Source organism: Escherichia sp. E2748 (assembly GCF_005781125.1).
In the GTDB taxonomy this organism is placed as follows: domain Bacteria; phylum Pseudomonadota; class Gammaproteobacteria; order Enterobacterales; family Enterobacteriaceae; genus Escherichia.
Window position 1 is genome coordinate 327,544 of record NZ_VATP01000003.1, and the last position, 21,849, is coordinate 349,392.

At 52.5% G+C, this 21,849-nt stretch carries 18 protein-coding genes; 10 read left to right on the forward strand and 8 right to left on the reverse strand.

The window, feature by feature from the left end; genetic code table 11:
- Window positions 1-49: 49 nt before the first annotated feature.
- The 8 genes from tldD to csrD form a co-directional block, all read right to left on the reverse strand.
- Window positions 50-1,495 (reverse strand): metalloprotease TldD, encoded by a 1,446-nt coding sequence (tldD, locus tag FEK42_RS07290; protein WP_135493023.1) that lies wholly within the window; start codon window positions 1,493-1,495, stop codon window positions 50-52.
- Between the two features lie 156 nt (window positions 1,496-1,651).
- Window positions 1,652-5,452, reverse strand: a complete 3,801-nt coding sequence (gene yhdP, locus FEK42_RS07295; RefSeq protein ID WP_135493024.1) for an AsmA2 domain-containing protein YhdP — start codon at window positions 5,450-5,452, stop codon at window positions 1,652-1,654.
- 66 nt (window positions 5,453-5,518) lie between these two features.
- Window positions 5,519-6,988, reverse strand: coding sequence for a ribonuclease G (gene rng, locus FEK42_RS07300; protein ID WP_000123197.1), 1,470 nt, complete (start codon window positions 6,986-6,988; stop codon window positions 5,519-5,521).
- On the reverse strand, window positions 6,978-7,571 hold the full coding sequence (gene yhdE, locus FEK42_RS07305) for a nucleoside triphosphate pyrophosphatase YhdE (protein ID WP_130260185.1): 594 nt from the start codon (window positions 7,569-7,571) through the stop codon (window positions 6,978-6,980). The genes rng and yhdE overlap by 11 nt, the downstream gene beginning before the upstream one ends.
- 8 nt (window positions 7,572-7,579) lie before the next feature.
- The gene (gene mreD, locus FEK42_RS07310; RefSeq protein WP_130204518.1) at window positions 7,580-8,068 is read right to left on the reverse strand and encodes a rod shape-determining protein MreD; all 489 of its coding nucleotides are present in this window, start codon (window positions 8,066-8,068) and stop codon (window positions 7,580-7,582) included.
- Complete coding sequence (mreC, locus tag FEK42_RS07315; RefSeq protein ID WP_135493025.1) at window positions 8,068-9,138, reverse strand: rod shape-determining protein MreC; 1,071 nt, start codon at window positions 9,136-9,138, stop codon at window positions 8,068-8,070. The genes mreD and mreC overlap by 1 nt, the downstream gene beginning before the upstream one ends.
- Window positions 9,139-9,203: 65 nt before the next feature.
- Window positions 9,204-10,247, reverse strand: a complete 1,044-nt coding sequence (gene mreB / locus FEK42_RS07320) for a rod shape-determining protein MreB (protein WP_000913396.1) — start codon at window positions 10,245-10,247, stop codon at window positions 9,204-9,206.
- A 305-nt stretch (window positions 10,248-10,552) separates the two neighbouring features.
- Window positions 10,553-12,493, reverse strand: coding sequence for an RNase E specificity factor CsrD (gene csrD, locus FEK42_RS07325; protein WP_135493026.1), 1,941 nt, complete (start codon window positions 12,491-12,493; stop codon window positions 10,553-10,555).
- 151 nt (window positions 12,494-12,644) lie between these two features.
- Between csrD and FEK42_RS07330 the strand changes: the two genes are divergently transcribed.
- The 10 genes from FEK42_RS07330 (at window position 12,645) to fis (ending at window position 21,848) form a co-directional block, all read left to right on the forward strand.
- Window positions 12,645-13,619 carry an MDR family oxidoreductase gene (locus tag FEK42_RS07330; protein WP_135493027.1) on the forward strand — a complete coding sequence of 325 codons (975 nt, stop codon included), beginning with the start codon at window positions 12,645-12,647 and terminating at the stop codon, window positions 13,617-13,619.
- Between the two features lie 97 nt (window positions 13,620-13,716).
- On the forward strand, window positions 13,717-14,721 hold the full coding sequence (gene msrP, locus FEK42_RS07335) for a protein-methionine-sulfoxide reductase catalytic subunit MsrP (protein ID WP_130204510.1): 1,005 nt from the start codon (window positions 13,717-13,719) through the stop codon (window positions 14,719-14,721).
- Window positions 14,722-15,321: a protein-methionine-sulfoxide reductase heme-binding subunit MsrQ gene (gene msrQ, locus FEK42_RS07340; protein ID WP_135493028.1), complete on the forward strand. Its 600-nt coding sequence runs from the start codon at window positions 14,722-14,724 to the stop codon at window positions 15,319-15,321.
- A gap of 395 nt (window positions 15,322-15,716) precedes the next feature.
- Entirely contained in the window at window positions 15,717-16,187 is a 471-nt protein-coding gene (gene accB / locus FEK42_RS07345; RefSeq protein WP_000354618.1) for an acetyl-CoA carboxylase biotin carboxyl carrier protein, read from the forward strand.
- Window positions 16,188-16,197: 10 nt separating this feature from the next.
- Complete coding sequence (gene accC, locus FEK42_RS07350) at window positions 16,198-17,547, forward strand: acetyl-CoA carboxylase biotin carboxylase subunit (RefSeq protein WP_000884639.1); 1,350 nt, start codon at window positions 16,198-16,200, stop codon at window positions 17,545-17,547.
- A 108-nt stretch (window positions 17,548-17,655) separates the two neighbouring features.
- Entirely contained in the window at window positions 17,656-17,898 is a 243-nt protein-coding gene (locus FEK42_RS07355) for a YhdT family protein (RefSeq protein WP_000381170.1), read from the forward strand.
- Window positions 17,888-19,339, forward strand: coding sequence for a sodium/pantothenate symporter (gene panF, locus FEK42_RS07360; RefSeq protein ID WP_135493029.1), 1,452 nt, complete (start codon window positions 17,888-17,890; stop codon window positions 19,337-19,339). The genes FEK42_RS07355 and panF overlap by 11 nt, the downstream gene beginning before the upstream one ends.
- Window positions 19,340-19,350: 11 nt before the next feature.
- Window positions 19,351-20,232 carry a 50S ribosomal protein L11 methyltransferase gene (prmA, locus tag FEK42_RS07365; protein ID WP_130260191.1) on the forward strand — a complete coding sequence of 294 codons (882 nt, stop codon included), beginning with the start codon at window positions 19,351-19,353 and terminating at the stop codon, window positions 20,230-20,232.
- Between the two features lie 328 nt (window positions 20,233-20,560).
- Window positions 20,561-21,526 (forward strand): tRNA dihydrouridine synthase DusB, encoded by a 966-nt coding sequence (gene dusB / locus FEK42_RS07370; RefSeq protein ID WP_001219652.1) that lies wholly within the window; start codon window positions 20,561-20,563, stop codon window positions 21,524-21,526.
- Between the two features lie 25 nt (window positions 21,527-21,551).
- Window positions 21,552-21,848 (forward strand): DNA-binding transcriptional regulator Fis, encoded by a 297-nt coding sequence (gene fis / locus FEK42_RS07375; protein WP_000462905.1) that lies wholly within the window; start codon window positions 21,552-21,554, stop codon window positions 21,846-21,848.
- The last annotated feature ends 1 nt before the right edge of the window (window position 21,849 follow it).

Here is a 21,849-nt window from a genome sequence, read left to right on the forward strand (position 1 = left end):
CCGCATCCGGCAACCAATGCCTGATGCGACGCTTACTGGCCTGGATAGATTACGCGGTACCGCCAACGGTCAGGTTGTCGACTTTGAGCGTCGGCTGGCCCACGCCAACTGGCAAACTCTGCCCTTCTTTACCACAGACACCCACGCCGTTATCCAGTTTCAGGTCGTTGCCCACCATCGAAATTTGCTGCATGGTTTCGATACCGGAACCAATCAGCGTTGCGCCTTTCACCGGTTTCGTCACTTTACCGTTTTCAATCAGATACGCTTCTGAGGTGGAGAAGACAAATTTGCCGGAGGTGATATCCACCTGACCGCCGCCGAAGTTCGGCGCATAGATGCCATACTCGACGGATTCAATGATTTCCTGCGGCGTCGATTTACCCGGCAGCATGTAGGTGTTGGTCATACGCGGCATGGGCAGGTGTGCATAGGATTCACGACGACCATTACCGGTCGGCGCCATACCCATTAAGCGAGCGTTGAGTTTATCCTGCATGTAACCTTTCAGGATCCCATTTTCAATCAGCACGTTGTACTGACCCGGCGTACCTTCGTCATCAATCGCCACCGAACCACGGCGATCAACCATCGTGCCATCATCCACTACCGTACACAGTTCAGATGCTACCAGTTCGCCGACCTGGCCACTAAAGACCGAAGTGCCACGGCGGTTGAAGTCGCCTTCCAGACCGTGACCTACCGCTTCATGTAACAACACGCCCGGCCAGCCTGCGCCAAGTACTACCGGCATGGTGCCCGCTAGCGCGGCAACGGCAGAAAGATTGACCAGCGCCATACGAACTGCTTCTTTCGCCCATGCATCCGCACGGACTTCACCGTCGAGATCGGCAAGGAAAAATTCATAACCAAAACGACCGCCGCCGCCGCTGGCACCGCGTTCGCGTTTACCATCTTCTTCGACCAGAACGCTTACTGAGAGGCGCACCAGTGGACGCACATCTGCCGCCAGGGTGCCGTCGGTGGCCGCAACCAGAATTAATTCATAGACGCCACTGAGGCTGGCAGTCACTTCCTGTACGCGTTTGTCGGCCTCACGGGCAACTTTATCGACGCGACGTAAAATATCCAGTTTCTCCTCGCGACTCATACTTTGCAGCGGATCAAGCGAGGTATACAGCGGGCTATGCTCTACCGCGCCCAACGTCTGTACTTTGCCATCGCCACTGTCACGGACAATGGTACGCGCCGCTTGTGCGCTCTGTTCCAGGGCCAGCAGGCTGATTTGGTCGGCGTAAGCAAAACCGGTTTTTTCACCGCTGACTGCACGCACGCCAACGCCCTGATCGATGTTGTAAGAACCATCTTTGATAATGCGGTCTTCTAAAACCCAGGATTCGTGATAGCTCGACTGAAAATAGAGATCGCCGTAATCGAGGCGACGTTCGGCCAGTTGACCGAGAATCGCGAACAAATCCTGATGTTTCAGGCCGTTCGCCGCTAGCAATTGTTCACTTACCAGGTTCAGACTCATCGTTTTTGTTACTCGTTAGTTACTTCGGTAGAGGATTTTTTTACGGCTGCCGGATGCGGCGTGAACGCCTTATCCGGCCTACGGTTATGTTCCGGCTCGTTGGCCTTTGGCAACGATTATCTAATGAGATTGGGGCAATTACGCGCCATCGTCAAATCATTGCGCTTTTTCTTTACGCGGTTGGCGCAATACTTCGTTGATTTGCGGAGCGTCCAACGGACCAGAAATGTGGTAGCGCAAAATGGAGACTTTGCTCCACAGCGGCCCCAGCACTTTACTGGCAGCAAACACCGCCGCACCGACAATGGGGTTAACCGCAAAGGCCGCAGCCACACCCACCGTCGCGGAAATTTCTGGTGCGACAACCGCCTCCATATTCAGATCGCGGCGTACCAGATTTACCGACCCTTTCATGGCGATATCCGCTTCCAGTCCATCCACCAGCGTGTCATCAGTGTGCATAACACCGTCTTTAATCCACGCCGTGCTGCGAATGGAGTCAAAATAGAAACCTTCGCCAAAGGTATCCCTGAAATCAAAGCGCAGCTTTCGCATCAGAGCATCGACGCTCAATAAGCGCAGCAATTGCCCGGCATGTCCGGTGCTGATGTCGGTAATTTCACCTTTGCCCAGTTGAGTATGGATGATGCCATTCAACGTTGCCTCATCCGGCTGCCACGGCGTTTTCCGCCAGTGTAAATCGTAGTCCACATTAAATGACGACTGGCGTATTGGCGTCGTGACACCAAAAAATTCAGCAGCGGCATCAATTTTCTGCCCGCGTAATTTTCCTTTCAGCGAGGTACGTTCATTCCCCGGATTGTTAACCCATTCCCCCTCGGCAGTAAGCCGCGAGAAACCGGTATCAATCAGTCCATTAGCCAGCGTTAACGTATCGCCAGAAATGGTGATATCGCTGTCGATGCGACCGAATTTTTGCCCCCAGAACCAGCACTCTGCGCAACGTATTTGCGCATCCGGCCAACCACGGAAGCTAATGCGCTCCGTAGTTGGGAAAGGTGACGACGGCGTGGTGTCACCACTGGTTTTCGCCACGCTGGGGTTGTAATAGAGATATTTAATCGTCGCCAGCCACGGCGCGTTATTGCGCATTGCCAGCGTAGCGTTGATTTCACGTCCTTGCGCCTCGACCTGAGTGCCATTTGCCATCGGTTGCGAAACAATACTCAGGTTATTCCATTGCTGATTTCCCAATGACAACGCTGGCGTACGCAACGTAATGTGCTGGGGAAAACTCACCGCACTACCGACTTTATCCGTCGCGCCTTTCTGGAAAAGCGCCAGCCACTCGGCACCATCCATCGATGGCATATTTAACTCAACACCGCTTTGTTCCGGTAACGGTGGAAGCGTTTTACTGTCTGCCGCCCAGATAGCGCGATCGAGCGTCAGTTTTTGACCGAGCAACCAGCGGCTGTTGAAATGGTTATCCGCGCCAGCCTGTCCGGTTAATTCAAAGCTATTGAGGCTGCCATCGACCTTAATATTAACCGGCAGCGGTTCGCCAGCAGGTTTGGCTAACGGCGATGGTAAGTGACTGCTCACATTCTTCAGATCACCGTTCAGTTCTACGTTATACGTTGCGCCAGCATGATAAGGCAGCTCAATGCCCACTTTGCCATCCCAGGCCACGCTGCCGCTTAACGCTTCATTCACCGCTTCAGGCAGAACGTCAGTTTTCGCTGGCTGCCAGTTACCGTTGAGATTCACCGCGACCTGGTAGGCTTTCGCCCCTTCTTTGGTGGAAAAACCCACGTTCAGTGGCTGATTAAACCAACTTGCTGTCAGTGGTTCGCTTTGCAGATCGCCATTGATAAAGCTGAATTTACCGCTCAAATTTTTCAGTGTGCTATCAAGTGGTTTGATAAACAGACTGTTATTACGCAGCGTCACTTCGCCTTTCGCTGTAACCAGTTCGCCGTTCAATGGGATATCGAGATGTAAGCGAGCATTCACATCGCCGTCGAGCTGGAGTTCTTGCAGGGTTGCTCCCAGAGAGTCTTTCAGCGGCGTCTCATCAAAGTAAGGACCAACCGCTTTGCCCGGACCTTTAATGTCAGCATCAATCAGCAATTTTTCTTTCGAGTAGTCAGGGATCACTGCGGTGAGATTACTCGCGCGCACGCCGCCCAGATTGACACCATCGGTTTTCATCCATAAACCGTCGTTTATGAAGTCCAGTTCAATATCGAGATTAGTTAACGCTGGCCAGTCCGGCTGGAAGGCAAACTTCGCGTTACGCAGCGGCACCAGCACCTCAAACTGACCTTCGTTGTGTTTATAGGGGAAGAGTTGCGGATTGCCGCCATAAACCAGCGTCGCGTTATCCGCTTCACCGCCCTGAATTGCGCCACTTAAGTAATCGACTAACTCTTTCCCCATCAGATTTTCTGGGAAATAGCGCCACGCTTGTGAACCATCATCGGTGCTGATACCCGCCAGAATGCCCAGCCAGGGTTCATCATTAGTCGGTTGCAGGTAGCGGAAACCGCCACGTGCATGGACGGCTTTGGCTTTAACATCAATGTTGCGGCCATCAAGCTGGAACCCTTTGTCGTTATTCAGCCAGCTTAGGGTCGCCTTACCGTCAGCAATTTCCAGCGGTGCGCGGAAAACTGTTTCGTAAGGCATTTTCGCCTGTTTCATGGACGCGGTCAGTAAACCATTTTCTACACTACCGGAAAGCGTCCCGGAGAAATGTTCCGCGCCCGGCAGTAATTTCCATTGCTTCCAGGCCAGATCGCTCCACGATGCCTGAAAGCGAGTCTTGTCTGCTGCCTGAAGCGGGATATCCAGCGCCAGGGTGTTGATCTTGCCGCTCGGTTGCGTAGACCGCCAGATGTCGCCCAGCGCAGGTGAAAGTTTTGCTGCCAGCGGACGAATACCTTCCAGCCCCGCCAGTTCCAGATTGCTGGCGCGAATCCGCAGTTCGTCACTGCGTTTATTATTCTTTCCACCAACATCCTGTTCCGGTATCCAGGCCAGCGTCAATGCCCCACTCGGCCAGCGTTTGCCATCCATCGTGATGCGGGTATCAGGAATAGAAAACTGCCAGCCGGGATGTTCACGCGTAATGTGTGCGGTGAGATTATCTACCGCCAGTGAATGCGTTTGCTTCTCGCCCAACCAGCTGGCACCGCCCTGTTTCAGCCAGACGTCACCGCCGGTTACATCGCCTTTGTCGATCGTCATCCAGCCTTCGAGGGAGAACTGCGCCGTTTCCAGCGCAATGTTGTCCTGCATCCATTTGCCCAGCCACGGCTTCAGGTCAATATCATCAGCCTGCAACCAGACGCGACCGTTGCTTAACAGCCCTTCGTCATCACGCAAATCCATGCGAACTTGCATCACGCCGTGCTGCCCGGTGAGGCTGGAGAGACTTACCTGGCCTTCCGCACGGTGTCGACGCGGATTGTTAAGCCAGGTGAGTTGCGGGATCGCCAGTTCGGCGCGCTGACCGGATGGCGTGAGGAAACTGACTTCGCTGTCGCGGAGATCGAAGTGATCAAACTGACGAAGAAACAGGTCGCTGATGTGGCTGGCTTCCAGACCATCATTACCACCACCGCTGGTGATGGGCGTATTGGTGCGGAAACGCAGTTGCCAGAAAGTCAGATCGCGAAACTGCCAGCGCATATGCAGCAGGCTCTGCCAGACATCCAGCGCCAGAGTGACGCGTTTGACAGAAAACTCACCGCCATCTTTCAGCTCCGCGCGAATGTCGCGCGCTTCAAGCGTGGGGCCAAAATTCTGCCAGCTGGCGTAAAGCTGGCTGGCTTCTACCGGCATGCCGGTAGCGGATTCAATTTTATTGAGGATTTCTGGACGCCAGGCATCAAGATGCGGCAAAGCAATACGCAGGCCGCTGACCAGCAGCGCAGCGATCACAACGAGCGCGGCTCCAGTAAGCAGTAAAATCCCCGGCAATCGCCTCACCCGTCACTCCTTGTCTGCTAAAAATGTGACTCAAAAAACTTTGCCGGATGGCGGCCCAGCATTTGTTTACATCATGACAACGTCAAACTGCTCCTGGTTGTAGAGCGGTTCGATTTGTACTTTAACCTGCTTACCCACAAAAATTTCCACTTCCGCCAGCGAGTGCGACTCTTCACCTTTCAAGGCCTCGGCAACTGCCGGAGAAGCATAGACCAGAAAACGGTCAGAGTCGTAAGCATGGTGCACGCGAACAATCTCGCGCATGATTTCATAGCATACCGTTTCCACGGTTTTCACCGTTCCGCGACCGTGGCAAGTTGGGCATTCGTTACACAGTACGTGCTCAATGCTTTCGCGGGTGCGTTTACGCGTCATTTCCACCAGCCCCAGCGCCGAGAAGCCGTTAACGCTGGTTTTCACCCGGTCTTTGCTCAGCGCCTGTTCCAGCGAATGCAGTACGCGGCGACGGTGATCCTCATTATTCATGTCGATGAAATCAATGATGATAATTCCGCCCAGGTTACGCAACCGTAACTGGCGAGCAATGGCCTGCGTCGCCTCAATATTGGTATTGAAGATGGTGTCGTCCAGATTGCGATGACCGACAAACGCCCCGGTATTGATGTCCACGGTGGTCATCGCTTCGGTCTGGTCGATAATCAGATAACCGCCAGACTTCAACTCAACTTTGCGTTCCAGCGCCCGCTGAATCTCGTTTTCGACGTCAAAGAGATCGAAAATCGGCTGGCGCCCCGTGTAATGCTCCAGCTTGCTGGTCATCTCGGGGATGTATTCCGAGGTGAACTCAAGTAATGCTTCGTAAGTCAACCGTGAATCAACGCGAATGCGGTCCAGCTCGGCATCGGCAAAATCACGCAGCACACGCTGCGCCAGCGCCAGTTCACCGTACAGTTGATAACGCGTCTGTGGGCGCTTTTTACGCTCCATGACTTTGGTCCAGACACGCTTCAGATAAGCGGCATCGGAGGCTAGTTCAGCTTCGCCTACACCTTCTGCCGCGGTACGGATGATAAATCCGCCCTGCTCGTCGCAATACTCGGCGACCACTTTTTTCAGGCGTTCACGTTCGGATTCACTTTCGATACGTTGGGAAACCCCAACATGAGACGCTCCTGGCATAAACACCAGATAGCGAGATGGCAGCGTGATATCCGTGGTCAGGCGCGCGCCTTTGGTACCAAGCGGATCTTTCACTACCTGTACCATCAGATCTTGCCCCTGACGGACCAGTTCCGAGATGTCACGCACCGTAAATTGTTTTTGTTCCTCACCTGCCACACATTCGGTGTGCGGCATGATGTCAGAAGCGTGTAGAAACGCAGCTTTATCCAGCCCAATATCTACAAAAGCCGCCTGCATACCCGGAAGTACGCGACTTACACGACCCTTGTAGATATTGCCTACTATTCCGCGTCGCGCCTCACGTTCAATATGAATTTCCTGCAGAATACCGCCATCAATATACGCCACTCGTGTTTCCGAAGGCGTTACGTTTACCAACAATTCAGCCGTCATGTTTATCCCTTTTCTCACGCAGTGCGTTAAAATTACTCAATAATTCACACGTTTCAACCAGCGGTAAGCCGACTACGGCGTGATAGCTGCCATTTATCTTCCTGACAAAACAACCACCAAGCCCCTGAATACCGTATGCACCTGCTTTATCTAACGGTTCACCGCTGGCGACATAGCCCGCGATATCTTCATCTGTTAACGTTCTGAAAGTCACATCGGTCACCACCAGGCAATCGAGAATGTACTGGCTGTCGGCCATCGCCACTGCCGTCATTACCTGATGGGTCTGCCCCGATAATTTGCGCAACATCTGCACCGCATGATCGGCATCGCGCGGTTTCTCCAGTACTTCGCCGTTCAGAATCACAATAGTATCCGCCCCCAACACCGGGAGATCCTGCGCCGTTTGCGCGACGCCCGCCTGAGCTTTCTCGCGCGCCAGACGCACAACGTATTGCTGCGCGCTCTCCTGCGGAAAGCGTTGCTCCTCAATGCCCGTAACGATACGTTCGAAGGAAACGCCAAGTTGCGCAAGTAACTCCTGCCGACGCGGAGAACCGGAAGCTAAATACAGAGAAGTCATAGAAACCTTTATTGCACTGCAAACTGCTGACGAATTTTGCGCATCAGCATGAAAATCCACGGCCAGAGCACGCCATTGACTACACTACTCCAGAACACTTCCGGTCTGAAAGAGACGTTGATCACTAAAAACTCTGCCCAGAAAACAATAATATCCACAACCAACGAAAGCAACATGACGACCAGCGCCTGCTGCCACAATGCCAGATTACGGAAAAGCTGGAATTTCAGCGCGACCAGATAAGCAATGATACTCATCGATAACGCCCGTACACCGAGCGTGGAGCCACTGATCAGATCCAGTATGGCACCCATCACAAAACCTGTGCCCACATTTACGCGATGGGGCAAGGCGAGGCTCCAATACAATAAGATGAGCAAAACCCAGTTAGGCCGGAAAACGATAAGATTATCCGGCCAGGGCATAATTTGCAGTAATAACGCAATGAGGAAAGAGAGCCAGATAACCCAGCGCCCCTGGCTACGATAGCTCGCCACTATTGCCCTCCTGGCGTACGCGCAGGTGGTTGAGTACCACTCTGCGGCGACGTAGCCCTTTGTGGAGAGCGGTCAGCGGCAGTACCTGTTGCAGGTTGCTGCGGGCTTGGCTGGGTAATTCCCGTTGCCGGTTCAGGCAGTTTTGGCCCCATTGCATCTGGCGAAGGCAATACCTGCGGCATCATTTGCATCAGGCGTTCATTAGCAACACGATGCACCTCTTCCGGCGTCATCGGGTTGGCCCCGTTACGATCCGCCCCCCACAACAGAAGCAGATAACGTAAACGTTGCAGTCCCGCAGTCGGACGCGCCTGAATCACGGTATATGCGCGCTGGGTATCGAGTTTCACGGAAGAGACAACCGCCACCGGATAACCTTCCGGGAAACGACCGCCCAGACCTGAAGTCACCAATACATCACCAACACGAATATCAGTATTCGCTGGCAGGTGCTCAAGCTGTAAATCATCAGTACAGCCATTACCTGCCGCGATAACGCGGATATCATTACGCAGCACCTGAATCGGCAGCGCATGGGTCGCGTCGCAGATCAGCAGTACGCGGCTGGTCAGTTTTGCGACCGCCACCACCTGGCCGACCACACCTTTATCGCTAATGACTGGCTGGCCTTCGTAAACACCGTTGACACTGCCTTTGTCAATAACAACCTGATCGCTGTACGGATCGTTAACAGTAGAGATAACCTGGGTCACCATTTTCTGTTCGTCCTGACGCAGCGGAGAACCCAGAAGCTCACGCAAGCGCGCGTTCTCCTGTTTATATTGTCCCAGCATCAGCAGATCGCTGTTTTTCAGCAGCAACTCCTGACGTAACGCCCGGTTTTCAAGTTCTAGTTGGTCACGCGAGGCCAGCGTCTGCGATACGCCATCCAGCAATTCACGAGGAGCATTGGAAATAAAGTAGAAAGGACTGACAGCGGTATCCATATAGGTACGGATTTGACTGAAAGTCCCCAGGCGGCTGTCGGCAATAATAATGCCGAGCGCCACCAGCACCGCCAGAATAAGGCGAATCTGTAGCGACGGGCCACGGCTAAAAATTGGCTTCATAAGTTATGCGTATTCTCGTATCAGACCAGGCAGGATAAACAAACGCTTCCCCTGCCTGCATCCGATTACTCTTCGCTGAACAGGTCGCCGCCGTGCATGTCGATCATTTCCAGCGCCTTGCCGCCACCGCGCGCCACACAGGTCAGCGGATCTTCAGCAACAACGACTGGAATGCCGGTTTCTTCCATTAATAAACGGTCAAGGTTACGCAGCAATGCGCCACCGCCAGTGAGCACCATTCCGCGCTCAGAGATGTCGGAAGCCAGTTCCGGCGGACACTGTTCCAGCGCAACCATCACTGCGCTAACGATGCCGGTCAGCGGCTCTTGTAGCGCTTCGAGGATTTCGTTGGAGTTCAGCGTAAAGCCGCGTGGAACGCCTTCAGCCAGGTTACGACCACGAACTTCAATTTCACGCACTTCATCGCCCGGATAAGCCGAACCGATTTCGTGTTTAATACGCTCTGCTGTCGCTTCACCGATCAAGGAACCGTAGTTACGACGAACATAGTTGATAATGGCTTCGTCGAAGCGGTCACCGCCGATGCGTACAGAAGAGGAGTAAACCACGCCATTCAGCGAGATTACGGCAACTTCAGTAGTACCACCGCCGATATCAACCACCATGGAACCGGTCGCTTCAGAAACCGGCAGACCGGCGCCAATTGCCGCGGCCATCGGCTCTTCAATCAGGAACACTTCACGGGCGCCAGCGCCCTGCGCGGATTCACGAATTGCGCGGCGTTCAACCTGGGTTGCGCCAACCGGCACACAGACCAGAACGCGCGGGCTTGGACGCATAAAGCTGTTGCTGTGCACTTGCTTAATGAAGTGCTGGAGCATTTTTTCAGTCACGAAGAAGTCAGCGATTACGCCATCTTTCATTGGGCGAATAGCAGCAATATTGCCCGGCGTACGGCCCAGCATCTGCTTCGCGTCATGACCTACTGCAGCCACGCTTTTTGGTGAACCGGCACGATCCTGACGAATGGCCACAACGGAAGGCTCATTCAATACGATGCCTTGTCCTTTTACATAAATGAGGGTATTCGCAGTACCCAAGTCAATGGACAAGTCATTGGAAAACATGCCACGAAATTTTTTCAACATACTAAGGGATAATCCTGAAAGCTGGGGCGGAAAAGAAAATCCGCTTACTTTACCAACCACACGCAGCAGCGACAAGGCGCAAAAATCATCTGCTACGGTGAAAATTAGTGCAGTTCGTTTCCTTTGTTACAAATCTCTGCCTGAGTCCAGATAAGGCTAAATGCGTCAACAGCATTCCTCGCCTGTTTGCAACTGCGTAAGGTCATTCATCTGCATATGTGCTGCAACAATCTGGCGAGCAGATAAGCACACTCCCACGAAACGCAGCGCGCGTTATTCTACGTGAAAACGGATCAAACGGCAGGTTAAACCGAGTATCTTTGTGAATATTTTTTCACGTTAGTATCAAGTGGCTGTGAGGACGCGAAAAAATCCCCCTGGCCACCCAAAACCCCGCGCTGAATCAGGGTCTGCCACTCGCTTCGCGAACGTACGCCAGTCGCGTAAACCTGGGTGTTGGTCCCGGAACAGGCTTCTACCATGCTCTGAACCAACAATTGGTTTTCCGTTCGCTTCTCAATATTTCTTACCAGCCCCGGATGAAGCTTGAGTAATTCGACATTCAGTTCTTTGATCCAACTGGTACTTACCAGCGTCAATCCAGCCTGGTTAACGGCAACTCGAACCCCTAAAGCATTCACCAAACGAATGACAGATTGCAAGCGACCGATATGTTGACCAACATCAGCCTCTGCAAGTTCAATAATTATGCGTTTTCGTTGTGATTTTTCACACTGCATCAACGTATCGCGCAGCCAACGCTGGAAACGCGGGCGGATCAACGACTCAACGGTCACCTGAATCGCCAGATTTTCTTGCGGCCAATAGCGTAACAGCGGGATGAGACGACTGATTTGCAAGCGGTCATACTCTTCCGATAAACCAAACTGCAACACCATCGGCATATATTCCGCCGAGCTTACCTCTTCATTACCATCAAAGATGCGACACATAATTTCGCGATGATGAACCTGCCCTTCCCGGGTGACCGCAGGTTTTTGATAAAGCCTGGGACCGCCACGACTCAACATTTGTTCGATTAGCGTACGCCAGCGAACATTGCCGCGCCCTTTTTCTGGTAATGAGTCATCGTAAATCGCCCAGCTATTACCCCCCTGTAATCCCGCATTACGCGTGGCGGATTCGGCATGGTCCATCACTTGTTCTGTTTCCTGGCCGCTACGCCAGGCACAGATGCCGATATGAATCATATCTTCACGATCGAGCATTTTATTGCTCGGTAAGGTATCAACCGCTTTGATCAACTGCCCGGCAATGCTCTCCGCCTCTTTTAAAGTCCGATGCGGCAACAGCGCGGCAAAATCGCTACGGTGATAGCGCGCCAGCAGTGCACCTGGATAGCGCATCATAAATGTCGACAGCAGATTCGTCAGAGTGAAGAACTGTTCTTCGGCCTGGCTGTGTCCCCACGTGTCGCTCAACATATTGAAATCAGGTAGACGGATCATCATCACGATCCCGTGAGTCCCTACCTTCTCTTGATCTTCCAGCAATGTAGCCAACTGGTTGTCGAAAAAGAGACGGTTATTGAGGCCGGTTTTGATGTCCTGCGCGGCGTAAGAGCGAATCAGCGTATCAAGACGGCTGTGCTGTTCACGCGCATTCTGAATTTCTGAAAGCAGCATATCCAGCGCACTGCTGGTTCCTGGCGGCCATTCATAGATGGAGCCAAGCACATTCGGCCCACGCTCCCCGTTTAAGATACGCGCCGAGCGAGTTTCCAGTAGTTCTTGCCCGGCAAGTTGCCGCTGCAACCAGCGTACTGCAAGGAAGAGCATAATAATAATAAAACCAATTGCCCCAGTGAGCGGCGCGGTGGTCATCAGCGAGTGAAAATAGTTTCCCATCGGGTCCTGATAAACCAGATGTAGCGACATTCCTGGATGTTTAACTAACGGAACGGTCAGTTCGCGAAACAGATCGCTGGTACCAACAGGGCGGTAACTCCCCTGGCGGAAAAGGGTATAAACCTGTTTGTTATTGTGTAACAGGTCCACGCGAACGATATCTGCTGACATCATCAGTTCACTGATTTGTGGCCTCAGCGAGCTGAAATCAGACGACACCAGATGCGTATCGATCGCCGTCGCCACCGCCTGAACGCGATGGCTAAACTTATACTGAATCGCGTTATAGAAACTTAACGAGCAGCCCATCAAAGTCACAAAGATCGTTAACCCGGTGAGCAGCGTGACAAAGGCCGAAAATTTCGTCGTTAATCTCATCCTTGTGTTAACTCCGATAGTGAGGAAGCGGGCATACTAGCAAATCAGATTTATCTCGCAATTTATTGCGCTTCATCGACTTTGCTTTTCAATTAGCGAGTATAGTCTTCAGAAATTATTTTCCAATCCATCATGCACATGAGGACTTCTTATGCAGGCGTTACTTTTAGAACAACAGGACGGCAAAACCCTCGCATCTGTACAGACTCTGGACGCAAGTCGCCTGCCGGAAGGCGATGTGACGGTCGATGTCCACTGGTCGAGCCTGAATTATAAAGATGCGCTGGCAATAACCGGTAAAGGAAAAATAATCCGCAATTTTCCGATGATTCCTGGCATCGACTTCGCCGGAACCGTACGCGACAGTGAAGATCCTCGTTTTCATGCTGGTCAAGAAGTGTTACTCACGGGCTGGGGTGTTGGTGAAAATCATTGGGGCGGGCTGGCAGAACAAGCGCGCGTAAAAGGCGACTGGTTGGTTGCCATGCCGCAAGGTCTGGACGCGCGTAAAGCGATGATTATTGGTACTGCTGGGTTTACCGCCATGCTGTGCGTGCTGGCCCTGGAAGATGCCGGTATTCGTCCAGAAGATGGCGAGATTGTGGTAACGGGCGCCAGCGGCGGCGTTGGTAGCACTGCCGTGGCGCTGTTGCATAAGTTAGGTTATCAGGTGGTTGCTGTTTCCGGTCGCGAAAGTACCCATGGATATCTGAAAAGTTTAGGTGCCAGCCGAATTCTGCCGCGTGATGAATTTGCTGAATCCCGTCCACTGGAAAAACAGCTTTGGGCCGGGGCGATTGACACCGTGGGCGACAAAGTGCTGGCTAAAGTGCTGGCGCAAATGAACTACGGCGGCTGCGTGGCGGCCTGTGGTCTGGCGGGTGGTTTTACTCTGCCAACCACCGTCATGCCATTTATTCTGCGTAACGTTCGCCTGCAGGGCGTGGATTCGGTGATGACGCCACCAGCACGCCGTGCGCAAGCCTGGCAACGTCTGGTTGCCGATTTACCGGAATCATTCTATACCCAGGCGGCAAAAGAGATTTCACTGGCTGACGCACCAAAATTTGCCGAGGCCATTATTAACAATCAGATCCAGGGCCGTACGCTGGTAAAAATTAACTAAGCGTTAGCATAAAATAATTTACATATCGTTAACGAATTTTAGCAGCACTTTGACATTCTCCCTGCCATAGTAATCATGAGCATACCGGGAGTCTGTTATGAAAAAAATTCGTCAACTTACAGAAGCCGATGTCACTGCTGAATCGGCTTTTTTTATGCAACGTCGGCAAGTTTTGAAAGCATTAGGCATCAGCGCCGCCGCCCTCTCTATACCAAATGCCGCCCACGCGGATTTACTTGGCTGGTTCAAAGGGAACGATCGCCCGCCCGCGCCTGCCGGAAAACCCCTGGAGTTCAGCAAGCCTGCTGCCTGGCAAAATAACCTGCCACTGACACCGGAAGATAAAGTTTCCGGCTACAACAATTTCTATGAATTTGGGTTGGATAAAGCAGATCCCGCCGCGAATGCTGGCAGCCTGAAAACCGATCCGTGGACGTTGAAAATCAGTGGTGAAGTCAGTAAACCGTTAACCCTCGACCACGATGCGCTAACCCGTCGATTCCCGTTAGAAGAGCGGATTTACCGGATGCGCTGCGTGGAAGCGTGGTCGATGGTGGTGCCGTGGATTGGTTTTCCGCTGCATAAACTGCTGGCGCTGGCAGAGCCGACCAGCAACGCGAAATACGTCGCTTTCGAAACAATTTATGCACCGGAACAAATGCCCGGCCAGCAGGACAGGTTTATCGGCGGCGGTCTGAAATATCCCTATGTAGAAGGATTACGTCTCGACGAAGCAATGCATCCGCTCACACTGATGACCGTCGGCGTCTACGGCAAGGCGCTACCGCCGCAAAATGGCGCGCCGATACGCCTGATTGTGCCATGGAAATATGGCTTTAAAGGCATCAAGTCGATAGTGAGCATTAAGCTGACCCGAGAACGCCCACCTACCACCTGGAATCTTTCGGCCCCCAACGAATACGGCTTTTACGCCAACGTTAATCCGCATGTTGATCACCCTCGCTGGTCGCAGGCCACTGAGCGATTTATCGGTTCAGGTGGCATCCTGGATGTGCAACGCCAGCCGACACTGCTATTTAACGGCTACGCCGATGAAGTCGCGTCACTTTATCGCGGACTGGATCTACGGGAGAACTTCTAAGTGCGTTTGACTGCAAAACAGGTTACCTGGCTGAAATTTTGCCTGCATCTTGCCGGATTTTTGCCGTTTGTCTGGCTGGTTTGGGCAATCAATCATGGCGGGCTAAGTGCCGACCCGGTGAAAGATATTCAGCATTTTACCGGTCGGACTGCGCTGAAATTTTTATTGGCGACGTTGTTAATTACCCCGCTGGCGCGCTACGCTAAGCAGCCATTATTGATACGCACCCGCCGCCTGTTAGGTTTATGGTGTTTCACCTGGGCGACGCTGCACTTAACCAGTTATGCATTACTGGAACTTGGCGTGAACAACCTGGCGTTATTCGGTCAGGAATTAATCACCCGACCTTATTTAACCCTGGGTATTATCAGTTGGTTGATTTTGCTTGCTTTAGCATTCACGTCTACACAAGCGATGCAGCGAAAACTAGGCAAACACTGGCAACAGTTGCATAACTTCGTCTATCTTGTCGCGATCCTGGCCCCCATACATTATCTGTGGTCAGTGAAGGTTATCTCACCGCAGCCGATCATTTACGCCGGGCTGGCATTACTGCTTTTAGCCTTACGTTATAAGAAGTTCCGTCAATGGTGGCGCTAATTTCGTGAACTGTGCGGCTTATTGCAAATTACGCGACGTTGAAAGTTATTTACATGTTAGCTGTTGATTATCTTCCCTGATAAGACCAGTATTTAGCTGCCATTTGCTACGAAATCGTTATAATGTGCGACCTCGTTCTCCCTGAGGCAGCTTTTAAACTGCTGAAAAGGTGACAATGGCGCAACGAAGGTATATTTTGTTTTTTGCCGGAGGATAGCAGCAAATCGCTGCACAATGTCCGTCAAGTCTCACATTGACACTCTGGGGCAAAATAGACCGGCGTCCCGGCCTGCTGGAATTTACCGCTATGCATACAGCTGTCGGGGCATACGCTTTACAGACGGCGGTGAAACGCCTGTCACAATCACACTAAACAAAGAGTACGGAACCCACTCATGGATATTCGTAAGATTAAAAAACTGATCGAGCTGGTTGAAGAATCAGGCATCTCTGAACTGGAAATTTCTGAAGGCGAAGAGTCAGTACGCATCAGCCGTGCAGCACCTGCCGCAAGTTTCCCGATGATGCAACAAGCTTACGCTGCACCAATGATGCAGCAGCCAGCTCAATCTAACGCAGCCGCTCCGGCGACCGTTCCTTCCATGGAAGCGCCAGCAGCAGCGGAAATCAGTGGTCACATCGTACGTTCCCCAATGGTTGGTACTTTCTACCGCACCCCAAGCCCGGACGCGAAAGCGTTCATCGAAGTGGGTCAGAAAGTGAACGTGGGCGATACCCTGTGCATCGTTGAAGCCATGAAAATGATGAACCAGATCGAAGCAGACAAATCCGGTACTGTGAAAGCAATTCTGGTCGAAAGTGGACAACCGGTAGAATTTGACGAGCCGCTGGTCGTCATCGAGTAACGAGGCGAACATGCTGGATAAAATTGTTATTGCCAACCGCGGCGAGATTGCATTGCGTATTCTTCGTGCCTGTAAAGAACTGGGCATCAAGACTGTCGCTGTGCACTCCAGCGCGGATCGCGATCTAAAACACGTATTACTGGCAGATGAAACGGTCTGTATCGGTCCTGCTCCGTCAGTAAAAAGTTATCTGAACATCCCGGCAATCATCAGCGCCGCTGAAATCACCGGCGCAGTAGCAATCCATCCGGGTTACGGCTTCCTTTCCGAGAACGCCAACTTTGCCGAGCAGGTTGAACGCTCCGGCTTTATCTTCATCGGCCCGAAAGCAGAAACCATTCGCCTGATGGGCGACAAAGTATCCGCAATCGCCGCGATGAAAAAAGCAGGCGTCCCTTGCGTACCAGGTTCTGACGGCCCGCTGGGCGACGATATGGATAAAAACCGCGCCATTGCTAAACGCATTGGTTATCCGGTAATTATCAAAGCCTCCGGCGGCGGCGGCGGTCGTGGTATGCGCGTAGTGCGCGGCGATGCTGAACTAGCGCAATCTATCTCCATGACTCGTGCGGAAGCGAAAGCTGCTTTCAGCAACGATATGGTTTACATGGAGAAATACCTGGAAAATCCTCGCCACGTCGAGATTCAGGTGCTGGCTGACGGTCAGGGCAACGCTATCTATCTGGCGGAACGTGACTGCTCCATGCAGCGCCGCCACCAGAAAGTGGTCGAAGAAGCGCCAGCACCGGGCATTACCCCGGAACTGCGTCGCTACATCGGCGAACGTTGCGCTAAAGCGTGTGTTGATATCGGCTATCGCGGTGCAGGTACATTCGAGTTCCTGTTCGAAAACGGCGAGTTCTATTTCATCGAAATGAACACCCGTATTCAGGTAGAACACCCGGTTACTGAAATGATCACTGGCGTTGACCTGATCAAAGAACAGCTGCGTATCGCTGCCGGTCAGCCGCTGTCTATCAAGCAAGAAGAAGTTCACGTTCGCGGCCATGCGGTAGAGTGCCGTATCAACGCCGAAGATCCGAACACCTTCCTGCCAAGCCCGGGCAAAATCACCCGTTTCCACGCGCCAGGCGGTTTTGGCGTGCGTTGGGAGTCTCATATCTACGCGGGCTACACCGTGCCGCCGTACTATGACTCAATGATCGGTAAGCTGATTTGCTACGGTGAAAACCGTGACGTGGCGATTGCCCGCATGAAGAATGCGCTGCAGGAACTGATCATCGACGGTATCAAAACCAACGTTGATCTGCAGATCCGCATCATGAATGACGAGAACTTCCAGCATGGTGGGACTAACATCCACTATCTGGAGAAAAAACTCGGTCTTCAGGAAAAATAAGACTGCAAAAGCGTCAAAAGGCCGGATTTTCCGGCCTTTTTTATTACTGGGGATCGACAACCCCCATAAGGTACAATCCCCGCTTTCTTCACCCATCAGGGACAAAAAATGGACACTCGTTTTGTTCAGGCCCATAAAGAGGCGCGCTGGGCGCTGGGGCTGACCCTTTTGTATCTGGCGGTATGGTTAGTAGCTGCTTACTTACCTGGCGTTGCCCCCGGTTTTACCGGCTTTCCGCGCTGGTTTGAGATGGCCTGCATCCTGACGCCGCTGCTGTTTATTGGACTGTGCTGGGCGATGGTGAAATTTATCTATCGCGATATCCCGTTGGAGGATGACGATGCAGCTTGAAGTGATTCTACCGCTGGTCGCCTATCTGGTGGTGGTGTTCGGTATCTCTGTTTATGCGATGCGTAAACGGAGCACCGGCACCTTCCTCAATGAGTATTTCCTCGGCAGCCGTTCCATGGGCGGTATTGTGCTGGCGATGACGCTCACCGCGACCTATATCAGTGCCAGTTCGTTTATCGGCGGGCCAGGCGCTGCTTATAAATACGGCCTGGGTTGGGTATTGCTGGCGATGATTCAGCTTCCTGCAGTCTGGCTTTCGCTCGGTATACTCGGCAAGAAGTTCGCGATTCTTGCGCGCCGCTACAATGCGGTGACGCTGAACGATATGCTGTTTGCCCGCTACCAGAGTCGTCTTCTGGTGTGGCTGGCGAGTTTGAGTTTGCTGGTTGCGTTCGTTGGTGCGATGACCGTGCAGTTTATCGGCGGTGCGCGTCTGCTGGAAACCGCGGCGGGTATTCCTTATGAAACCGGGCTGCTGATTTTCGGTATCAGTATTGCGTTATATACCGCCTTTGGCGGCTTTCGCGCCAGTGTGCTGAACGACACCATGCAAGGTCTGGTGATGCTGGTTGGCACCATTGTGCTGCTGGTCGGCGTGGTACATGCCGCTGGCGGCTTAAGCAACGCGGTAGAGACGCTGCAAACCATCGATCCACAGCTGGTTACGCCACAAGGTGCTGACGATATTCTGTCACCTGCCTTTATGACATCGTTCTGGGTACTGGTGTGCTTTGGCGTTATTGGCCTGCCGCATACTGCGGTGCGCTGTATCTCTTATAAAGACAGCAAAGCAGTGCATCGGGGGATCATCATCGGGACGATTGTAGTCGCAATCCTGATGTTCGGTATGCACCTGGCCGGAGCGTTAGGTCGGGCGGTGCTCCCCGATCTCACCGTACCGGATCTGGTGATCCCGACGTTAATGGTAAAAGTGCTGCCACCGTTTGCTGCCGGGATCTTCCTGGCTGCACCGATGGCCGCGATCATGTCGACGATCAACGCCCAGTTGCTGCAAAGTTCCGCTACGATCATTAAAGATCTCTATCTGAATATCCGTCCGGATCAAATGCAAAACGAGACGCGTCTGAAGCGGATGTCGGCGGTGATTACGTTGATTCTCGGCGCGTTGCTGCTGCTTGCCGCCTGGAAGCCGCCAGAAATGATCATCTGGCTGAATTTGCTGGCCTTCGGTGGGCTGGAAGCCGTTTTCCTGTGGCCGCTGGTGCTGGGTCTTTACTGGGAACGCGCCAACGCCAAAGGTGCGCTAAGTGCGATGATCGTTGGCGGTGTGCTGTATGCCGTGCTCGCGACCCTGAATATTCAGTACCTGGGCTTCCACCCTATCGTGCCCTCGTTACTGCTAAGTTTGCTGGCTTTCCTGGTCGGAAACCGTTTCGGTACTTCCGTCTCGCAAGCTACCGTTTTGACTACTGATAAATAAAGAGTTTTGCCATGCCTTGGATCCAACTGAAACTGAACACCACCGGCGCGAACGCTGAAGATCTTAGCGATGCGCTGATGGAAGCGGGTGCCGTGTCCATTACTTTTCAGGATACCCACGATACGCCGGTGTTTGAGCCGCTGCCGGGCGAAACGCGCCTGTGGGGCGACACCGATGTGATTGGTCTGTTCGATGCTGAAACCGACATGAATGAAGTCGTGGCGATTCTGGAGGATCATCCGCTGCTCGGCGCAGGCTTCGCGCACAAAATCGAACAACTGGAAGATAAAGACTGGGAGCGCGAATGGATGGATAATTTCCACCCAATGCGCTTTGGCGAACGTCTGTGGATCTGCCCAAGCTGGCGTGATGTGCCAGACGAAAACGCCGTCAACGTGATGTTAGACCCGGGCCTGGCGTTTGGTACGGGGACTCATCCAACCACCTCTCTGTGCCTGCAATGGCTCGACAGCCTCGATTTAACCGGTAAAACGGTCATCGATTTTGGCTGTGGCTCCGGCATTCTGGCAATCGCGGCGCTGAAACTGGGCGCAGCAAAAGCCATTGGTATTGATATCGATCCGCAGGCCATTCAGGCCAGCCGCGACAACGCCGAACGTAATGGCGTTTCTGACCGTCTGGAACTCTACTTACCCAAAGATCAGCCTGAAGCGATGAAAGCCGACGTGGTGGTCGCTAACATCCTCGCAGGCCCGTTACGTGAACTGGCACCGTTAATCAGCGTCCTGCCGGTTTCAGGCGGCTTGCTGGGCCTTTCCGGTATTCTGGCAAGCCAGGCGGAGAGCGTTTGTGAAGCTTATGCCGACAGCTTCGTTCTGGACCCGGTCGTGGAAAAAGAAGAGTGGTGTCGCATTACTGGTCGTAAGAATTAACCGCCAGAATGCGGCATAGTGATGTAGAGAGAAGTGCGAGCAACGTCACAAAAGGCACGTAATTTTGCTGATTATTTAGGCAAGTTTGCGTGCCAAAATTTTCATTCATAAAGAAAAATTGAGAACTTACTCAAATTTCTTTGAGTGCGAATTTTAATCACTTATTTCTAATGTGATGATTTTTATGATTAATTATTCCGCCGAGTTCATTTTAAATGCAATTCTTTGATCCATCTCAGAGGATTGGTCAAAGTTTGGCCTTTCATCTCGTGCAAAAAATGCGTAATATACGCCGCCTTGCAGTCACAGTATGGTCATTTCTTAACTCATGCGCATCGGACAATATCAGCTCAGAAATCGCCTGATCGCAGCGCCCATGGCTGGCATTACAGACAGACCTTTTCGGACGTTGTGCTACGAGATGGGAGCCGGATTGACAGTATCCGAGATGATGTCTTCTAACCCTCAGGTTTGGGAAAGCGACAAATCTCGTTTACGGATGGTGCACATTGATGAACCCGGTATTCGCACCGTGCAAATTGCCGGTAGCGATCCGAAAGAAATGGCAGATGCAGCACGTATTAACGTGGAAAGCGGTGCCCAGATTATTGATATCAATATGGGTTGCCCGGCTAAAAAAGTGAATCGCAAGCTTGCAGGTTCAGCCCTCTTGCAGTACCCGGATGTCGTTAAATCGATCCTTACCGAGGTCGTTAATGCAGTGGACGTTCCTGTTACCCTGAAGATTCGCACAGGCTGGGCGCCGGAACACCGTAACTGCGAAGAGATTGCCCAACTGGCTGAAGACTGTGGCATTCAGGCTCTGACCATTCATGGCCGTACACGCGCCTGTTTGTTCAATGGAGAAGCTGAATACGACAGTATTCGGGCAGTTAAGCAGAAAGTTTCCATTCCGGTTATCGCGAATGGCGACATTACTGACCCGCTTAAAGCCAGAGCTGTGCTCGACTATACAGGGGCGGATGCTCTGATGATAGGCCGCGCAGCTCAGGGAAGACCCTGGATCTTTCGGGAAATCCAGCATTATCTGGACACTGGGGAGTTGCTGCCCCCGCTGCCTTTGGCAGAGGTTAAGCGCTTGCTTTGCGCGCACGTTCGGGAACTGCATGACTTTTATGGTCCGGCAAAAGGGTACCGAATTGCACGTAAACACGTTTCCTGGTATCTCCAGGAACACGCTCCAAATGACCAGTTTCGGCGCACATTCAACGCCATTGAGGATGCCAGCGAACAGCTGGAGGCGTTGGAGGCATACTTCGAAAATTTTGCGTAAACAGAAATAAAGAGCTGACAGAACTATGTTCGAACAACGCGTAAATTCTGACGTACTGACCGTTTCTACCGTTAACTCTCAGGATCAGGTAACCCAAAAACCCCTGCGTGACTCGGTTAAACAGGCACTGAAGAACTATTTTGCTCAACTGAACGGTCAGGATGTTAATGACCTCTATGAGCTGGTACTGGCTGAAGTAGAACAGCCCCTGTTGGACATGGTGATGCAATACACCCGTGGTAACCAGACCCGTGCTGCGCTGATGATGGGCATCAACCGTGGTACGCTGCGTAAAAAATTGAAAAAGTACGGCATGAACTAAT